The organism is Pantoea sp. SJZ147 (genome assembly GCF_007828605.1).
GTDB classification, from domain to species: Bacteria; Pseudomonadota; Gammaproteobacteria; order Enterobacterales; family Enterobacteriaceae; genus Pantoea; species Pantoea allii.
In genome coordinates this window covers 52,788-59,990 of sequence record NZ_VIVB01000019.1, presented here as the reverse complement: position 1 = coordinate 59,990, position 7,203 = coordinate 52,788, and the positions used below count along the sequence as shown (strand labels likewise).

Sequence of the window (7,203 nt, the reverse complement as noted above, 5' to 3'; positions counted from 1 at the left end):
TTGGTCGGAAAAACGCTTCTTCATGGGAATGTCCTCATGTGGCTTATGAAGACATTACTAACATCGCGGTGTATTAATCAACGGGGAGCAGGTCAAAACGAACGTGAGCACACTATTTGCTGTTTGGTCGGCGCGAACTCTTCAAGCTCTAAGCATGGTTCCCCCCGCAACTCCCTCACAGTCCGCTCAAGCACAACGTTAAAATGCTTACGGATAATGTATGTGCTTTGTTCTGAGAGGTCCCTAGCGGTAGTTATTCCCATGGCATTGAGTTTTTTGCTGATGCGCCGCCCAACGCCCCACACATCCTCTACAGGAACAAGGGCAAGCAACTTTTTTTGCCGGTCAATGTTGGACAAGTCCAGAACGCCGCCTGTCTTACTCCACTTTTTTGCGGCATGGTTAGCCAGTTTCGCAAGGGTTTTTGTCTGCGCTATTCCAACGCCGACTGTTAGGTGGGTTTCCTTTTTTATCCTAGCTCGCACTTTACGCCCAAGATCATCAAGTGATGTAAGACGCAGCATGCCATCCAGGCACATGAAAGCCTCATCGATTGAATATATTTCGACTGCCGGAGCCATGTCTTCCAGCGTTGTCATGACGCGATTACTCATATCGGCGTAAAGCGCGTAATTTGAGCTGAAGACCTGAACGTTATGCCGCCTGAAATCATTCTTAAGTTTGAAATAAGGCGCTCCCATAGGTATCTGCAACGCTTTGGCTTCTGCAGATCGGGCAATGACACAACCATCGTTATTACTGAGAACAACTACAGGTTTTCCGCGCAGGTCTGGCCTGAATACTGTCTCACAGCTGGCGTAAAACGAATTAACGTCAACCAGGGCAAACATCAGAACCCACCATTAGGATTGAAAATCTGAAACACGCGTTCCTCTCCCTCAGTGGTTGAGATGTCGCGGAAGGTGGTTGTGTGCGTCTCTATCCACTTGTTAGCGGCGCGAAGCGTGTAATGCCAGTTGAGGCTATCAAGCTCTCGTACAAAGTCGAGCGTGCTGAGTGTGTAGCGGCCTTCAGTGTCACGTTTAATAGCCTGACGAAAGGCAATCATGATTTCATAGTCACGGGGCATTGTTATACCCTCCGAATTTTACTGTATATAATTACAGTAATATCATTATGCGGAATTGATCAAGCCGCTACGATTAGGAGATTTGTAAAGACATTGGCGGGAAAGGAATTTTATTTTGAAGGGGCTTTGACGGGTGACTAAGCTTTAATCACCCATCCCGTAAACCTGCAAAGACAGGTGCGGCTGAGTCATTGCCCGGTCGCCGGGCTTTTTTACGATCCTGCGTCTTCGTTATTTATTGGTTCCTCATTGGTAGGAACATCGAAAACAGGCGGCTTTTCCTTGCGAGGTTCTTCCTGGTCAATGCTTATGCTTTTGATTTCTTCCGCTCTCTTACGGATAACCTCAAGCGTTTTAACAGCCTCTTCGGGGGATTCTGCAAGTTGGTAAAGAATCTCGAAAATGGTTTTGATTGCTTCGGTATGGTAGGCAGCAGCTGCGCCAGAAGTGTTGAGGTATTTGAAATCAGGGATTAAGGTGCCATCCATGAATTTTCTGTCACCATTACTGGTAATAGCCTCAGGACAGCACTTTTCCACGTCCTGAGCAATTAGTCCGACCTCTCTTACTCCGTCCTTTTTGTCGTAAGTTGTTCCTCGCCACGAAAGAACGGCTGCAAGAGGATCGCTGACAGTCTTGATTTTAGTTTTATGACGCTCATCTGAACCATTAATCCACGACCCCGGAGCGGATGCATTGCCAGACCGCAGGAACTCCCATGAACCCACAGCAGGCAGAGCAACAAAATAAGATTGAATGGTGGTATTGCCTGCGCGACGTATTCCAGTTTGTACGAGTTCGTCATACCATCGGTAGACTGTCCAACCAACGGGATTTCCTGTACTACCGCCTGATGCTACGTTATTAATCTCTACGCGGTTATTTTCACCAGCCGCTACAGCAAGGCCCCCTGTAGATGGCCCCGTAATAGCTCCCGTTGTAGTAATACCACCAGTTACCGTCCCGCCTGACTTACCATTGAGCGTGTTGAGTCTCGTATCATTACCCTGTGCGGCAGTGTTAGCTTCACTTCCGTATCGTGCAAGGTTATTCCATGCTGCAACTTTATCTGCCAGGTCGTTCAGATTCTGGCTTTTATCCATCTTGTTTTTGTACTGGTTCGCCATGTATCCCCATGACGGGCCGGTGAAGGTGGTCCTGTCCGGGCGAATCACATCAACTGACTGCGCGTCACTGTAAATCTTCTGCCAGTTCTGAAAGTCCAGAATGCGGCCACGCGCAACACTGGCAAAGTCATTTAGGATTTTTTGGGTAATAGCAACCTGCAAAGAGGCCGGTACAGAATTCCAGGCTAATCCGCTTGTTGTCGGGCCGTCGAAAGCTACGGCAAGCGTCATTTGGGTGTCTGACGTGATGCTAGCAGCCACCAGCGTGTATGGTGCGCCGCCTACCGTGACATAAACGAAATCACCGGCTTTAATTTCCGATGTGAAACTGGTACCACTCCCGTTTACAGTGGTTGAGTTATTGGTTAAAGCGATAGCACCTGCTGACATGACGATCTCCGGGCAATAAAAAACCCGGCTCAATGGCCGGGTTCTTTGTGATTGGTTTGTTGCTTATTTTTCGCAAGTAGACTGCGTGAAATTGTTTTTTGATACCCACTTCCACCCGAATGGGTTTCCGGCGTAATACTGTGTCTGGTTGGCCTGCTTTCTGACGCCGTATATCTGAACAGTGGTATCCTGACCACCGATGCTGGCTGTTGCAGTACATTGAGCTGGAGGTAACGTTTGGCACCCTGAAAGCAGCACAACTAAAATTAACAAAGCAATTTTTTTCACGGTGAAACCCTTATTTATGTTTAATATCCTTTTACACATAATTGAAATATACATCAATTAATCTTATCAATCAAAAAGATCGAATTTCAATATCTATCAACATTAATACAAGTCAGCAAACATCGTGAGTTGCTATAACTGGCATTTGAAACATTGCCATCTACTGAGCCCTGACCAATGCCAGACCTTAAGAAGGTCTGAGAACCATTGAAGTGAGCGGCAAGATAAAATGTTGCGGTTACTGGCCTTGCTTGACCTGTAGAGTTATTAACTCCAGTAAATAAACCACTCCAGAAAGGAGCTACCGCCCAACTACCGTCCAAAGTACCAGTGTATCTAAACCCCGAATTCGTATCAGATGACTGATCCCCTAATGAAGTCACATCCCTGAGAACTTTGCTTTCGTTGGTTAGAATGCAATTATTCTGGTCATCCCAAATCGCCACCCCCCACGCTGGGACGGGTTGGTTTGCATAACCAAAAATGAAAACAGTCACTGATGTTCCACTCTGGTAATTCATATACAGACGCCATACGTTGCTGTCCATTTGTAACCACGAACAGTAATTGCTCGTTGTACCCGCGTTATCCTGAATAAAAACAAATCGCATCACTCCGTCATTCGGGTACAAATCTATTGATCTTAACCCCCCAGGTGATGGGACGCTGTAAACAACTTTATTGACCAGAGTTAAAGGTCTTGTGCCATCTATGTAAAATGGCACACCCTGAGAATCGGTCAGAAGCGGTCCAAACGACATAACCTACCTCGCATAGACAACTACAAAGTTCATCTGATATTTACCTAAAGTTCCTGAAGAGTAATCGTCATTTGCAACGTTCGATATTGACACACTGGTACCAGATATCGTAATTCGCATTCTTCCGATGTAATTACCCCCAGCCTGGTGCAGGTAAGACAGGGAGTAGCCAGAAGGCAAATAAAAGGACTGTGTTCCAGTGTAATTGCTATCAAAGTTCATAGTCCCTACAGCGTTTATCTTGACCAGCCCAGTGTTATTATCTCTTCCGGCTGCATCCCATGTACCAAATCCCCAGGCCATTAACTTAGTTTCCCAATTTTCACACGAAGCACGCCATTTGCGTCATAAACGCTTATTGCGGTATTTGTCTGCGTCATGCGCCCACTGCCATCAGTGCCGTTATTTTCGAAATTACCGTCTTTACTCATTCTCCAACCGACAGAACCGGCCACGTAGTTGTTCGACTGAATATACCCGCCGATCATGGCGTTGGTGATCCAGCCCTCACCGATGAATGCCTGACTGATTAGCACCTGACCGTCTTTAATAACGAAAGGTGAATACTCGTTATTTCCGCTGCCATTGATAACGACGAACTGGTTAGCATTGACTGCAAATCGCGTGTTGACCTGAGAGCCGTTGATAGTAACGGCAACAGACATACCCGCGTCATAGTTTACGCCACCATAGCTGATACCCGCCTTCAGCGTGTAAATGGCCGCTCCGCCATTTGCATCTGCATAAGCGGTCATTTTCTGCTGAATGGCAGCGGAGTTATCCGCGATAGCCTGATTAGTGGATTTGAATCCGGCTGTAACGGTAGTGTTCAGCTCTGCAACTGAACTCTGGGCGTCAGCGGCAACCTTTCGGGCCTCAAGAATTCCGGCACGGTTCTCTCCATAGTTGGCCCACTGCTGTTCCACATCGGCATAGTTGGCGAGAATGCTTTCAGCCAGTGCGCTCGGGTCTGTAATCAGCGGCGTCAGCAGCGCCTTGCCGTCTTCAGACTGAAGGTATTCTTCAACGACGCTACCTATCAGGTCATCAGCATTGACGTTGGACATACCCGCTTTGAAGCCTGTCCAGTCCCCGGTATTGCCGATTTTGTCCACCAGCCGGGCACGGTACCAGCGACGAACGCCAGCAGCCATCGGGCCGTGTTGATAGCTCACGCCCGGATAGGGCACGTAAGCAAGGAACTGAGGGTTCTGGCCGTCAGCGGTCGTTGCCACCTGAATTTCGGTGTAAGCCGTGTCGCCTGAACCGTCAGGAAAACTCCATGTAACATCAATAGCCCATACCACATTGTCTGTGGCCATAAGGTTAACTGGTGTCCCCGGTTTGCCTGCCTTACCTGTGATTGTCGTGCTGTCGGAAAATCCCCAGGGTGAAGAGACTTCAGCGGCATTCACCGCCCTGACACGCACATCATAAACACCACTGTAAACACCCCGGATGCTGAAGCTCTGTGCGCTGGTCTGGCTTACGTTGACCCAGTCGCCTTTATCCTTGCGCCACTGAGCTACATAACTGATCGCACCATCAACCCTGTCCCATATCGCCTGCATCGAAGCCACAGACAAACCCTGCTCAACGTAGCTGACTTCTTCCAACTTTATGTTGGCTGGAGCCTTAAGCACGTTAATAGGCGTTACCGTGATAGGTGCTGCTTCAATGCGAACACCATCATCAATATAACGGTACTTGTTAGGGTCATGCTGGACACCCGCAACAGTAAATGTGCCGTCGTCATTGCCGGAAATGGATGTAACGCGGAAGTACTGGATAGCCAGATTGTCACTGTCAATTGCCCAGACAGCACCTGCAACAGGGTCCATTTTGAATGAAGTTGCTACTGTTACCGTTTTTTTGTCCGCACTGACGGCGGATATGGTGCGTGTCTGTGCAGTTCCGTCTGGCAGATTCACCACAAGCCTGTCGCCAACAGTGTAATCAATGGTGCGGTCCAGCCCGAAGCTTCGCCCGTTAACCGAACTCAGCCGCCCGCCGTTTTGCCTGCCACTTCTGAACGGATCGGCAACACCGATAATTTCAGCCGGCACCGGAATATAACCATCCAGGCCAACGCCGAATGAAACGGTCCCGTCTTTCGCATTTGACAAAATAGCCCAGCGGCCACGGCGGTGTGCCTCGCTTTGCGAAGTACAACCAATCGCTGTCAGGCTCATTTCGCGCACACCATAACGCTGAACCAGATCGGAATCGTAGACGCCTTCAACCGTATCCGAGTAATGATTGATTGGATCTGACCAGCTCACCTGGCAGGATGAATAGCGGTTTTTGTAGCTTCCACCCGCATAGGTGAAAAGCCCGTCAATCACGTTTGAGACGTGATAAACAAAATCCACATCGACGTTACCGTTTGAATCAACCTGCGGCACGTCTGCATTGACGAAAATCTGGCTGTTACCCCAGAAAGTGATACCACGAAAAATCGCGGCAATGTCTTTCAGGACTGTGTAAGCATCCTGCTGACTCTGGATAAAAACGTTACAGGTAAATCGAGGTTCCGTACCACCAGCGCCGTTCGGCACAGGCTGATCGCAGTACTGAGCGATGCTATACAGCTCCCACTTATCAATCATGGAAGCATCGATGCGCGTTCCCATACCGTAAACTTTATCAAGCACCAGGTCATAAAATATCCATGCGGGATTATTGGTATAGGCGTATTTAAAATCACCCGCCCACGTGCCGTTATAGCTGCGGCTTACCGGATCATAGGTTGTAGGGACACGTACCAGCTTGCCTTTGGGCTTGCAGGTCACTTTGGGTGCCTGCCCGTTAAACTGGCTCGCATCGACTTCAATGTAGAGCAGCGCGGTATTAGGATAACGAAGCTTGCTGTCGATGACTTCAGCAAATGAAAACACACGGAAAGCATTCAAAAGCTTTGAAGATGTTGAATCTGCAGTAATACGACGAACGCGTACTGACCAGCCGCTTGTTGCTCTTGGCAAATCAATGCGATGATCGCGCTGATACTCAGATGTCGTTTTTCCGCTGAACCGGCCATCAACAACCTGAACCCATCCGCCGCCATCAGTAGAAAGATCAATCGCGTACTGAGTGACGGTTCCAACCATGTCACCGTTATCTTTATACTGGTACTGCACAGGAAGACTGAGCTTGATACGCACAGCATCCAGTGACAGATTGTTATACTGTCGGGTCCAGGGAACTGACTGAGTTACAGTGACACCAACTGAAAGCTCATTATCGACCTCTGGCATGCCCTGAATGTAGGTCTGGTCCTGAGTACCTTTTCTCCAGTCCCAGATAACGCCTGTAAAGTTGTAGCTACCGTCGTCATTCGCAAGCTGAGTGTCATTCAGGTAAATCTGCTGCGCGGTTAAATCCCCCTGAATCTCACCTTCAGAGATTGCCAGGAGCATTTTAAGTTTTGCGACAGAAAGCAGATCATCGGCCTGTTCTACCGGAGTGTGCGCACTGCCGCCGCCGCCCTTGTTACCATGGATAGTTACACCGTCGAGAAGCCGCATATTTCACCCATAAAAAAAGC

Annotated in this window: 5 protein-coding genes and 1 pseudogene; all 6 read right to left on the bottom strand. The window is 48.6% G+C overall.

From position 1 onward, the window contains the following. Positions 1–95: 95 nt before the first annotated feature. Positions 96–851, bottom strand: a pseudogene (umuC, locus tag FBY13_RS22540) (translesion error-prone DNA polymerase V subunit UmuC); the annotation flags it as partial. Continuing rightward, complete coding sequence (locus tag FBY13_RS22535) at positions 851–1,090, bottom strand: DNA polymerase V (protein ID WP_145395207.1); 240 nt, start codon at positions 1,088–1,090, stop codon at positions 851–853. The gene FBY13_RS22535 and the pseudogene umuC, both read right to left, overlap by 1 nt. Positions 1,091–1,302: 212 nt before the next feature. Continuing rightward, a complete protein-coding gene (locus tag FBY13_RS23515) occupies positions 1,303–2,607 on the bottom strand; it encodes a tail fiber domain-containing protein (RefSeq protein WP_186440847.1) in 1,305 nt (434 codons plus the stop codon). Between the two features lie 63 nt (positions 2,608–2,670). Continuing rightward, positions 2,671–2,895 carry a cor protein gene (locus FBY13_RS22525; RefSeq protein WP_145395206.1) on the bottom strand — a complete coding sequence of 75 codons (225 nt, stop codon included), beginning with the start codon at positions 2,893–2,895 and terminating at the stop codon, positions 2,671–2,673. A gap of 86 nt (positions 2,896–2,981) precedes the next feature. Continuing rightward, a complete protein-coding gene (locus FBY13_RS22520) occupies positions 2,982–3,656 on the bottom strand; it encodes a hypothetical protein (protein WP_145395205.1) in 675 nt (224 codons plus the stop codon). 302 nt (positions 3,657–3,958) lie between these two features. Next, positions 3,959–7,183 carry a host specificity protein J gene (locus FBY13_RS22515; RefSeq protein WP_145395204.1) on the bottom strand — a complete coding sequence of 1,075 codons (3,225 nt, stop codon included), beginning with the start codon at positions 7,181–7,183 and terminating at the stop codon, positions 3,959–3,961. Positions 7,184–7,203 lie beyond the last annotated feature (20 nt).

What these genes read in the sequence shown, in the direction of transcription:
- FBY13_RS22520 (WP_145395205.1), bottom strand. Translation starts at nt 3,656, where the DNA reads ATGTCGTTTGGACCGCTTCTGACCGATTCTCAGGGTGTGCCATTTTAC.
- FBY13_RS22515 (WP_145395204.1), bottom strand. Translation starts at nt 7,183, where the DNA reads ATGCGGCTTCTCGACGGTGTAACTATCCATGGTAACAAGGGCGGCGGC.
- FBY13_RS23515 (WP_186440847.1), bottom strand. Translation starts at nt 2,607, where the DNA reads ATGTCAGCAGGTGCTATCGCTTTAACCAATAACTCAACCACTGTAAAC.
- FBY13_RS22535 (WP_145395207.1), bottom strand. Translation starts at nt 1,090, where the DNA reads ATGCCCCGTGACTATGAAATCATGATTGCCTTTCGTCAGGCTATTAAA.